At 47.5% G+C, this 316-nt stretch carries 1 pseudogene; it reads left to right on the top strand.

Annotation, left to right across the window (positions count from 1 at the left end):
* A pseudogene (locus HC175_RS22360) lies at positions 1-316 on the top strand (polysulfide reductase NrfD); the annotation flags it as partial.

Here is a 316-nt window from a genome sequence, read left to right as displayed (position 1 = left end):
CGTTTTCTGGTGGACAGGATTGCTTCCAGATTTTGCAATGATAAGAGACAGGGCGATAAAGCCATTTCAGAAGCACATTTATGGCATCCTGAGTTTTGGGTGGAGCGGTCGCGCTAAAGACTGGCAACGTTTTGAGGAAGTTTCTCTTGTACTTGCAGGTTTGGCCACACCACTGGTACTTTCTGTACACACTATTGTATCCTTTGACTTTGCTACCTCGGTAATTCCGGGATGGCACACCACCATCTTCCCTCCCTACTTCGTTGCGGGAGCGATCTTCTCGGGGTTTGCAATGGTAAATACCCTTCTTATCATC

It is taken from the genome of Salinimicrobium oceani, assembly GCF_012037645.1.
The sequence above is the reverse complement of the archived record's forward strand: the minus strand, read 5'-3'. Positions and strand labels throughout refer to the sequence as shown.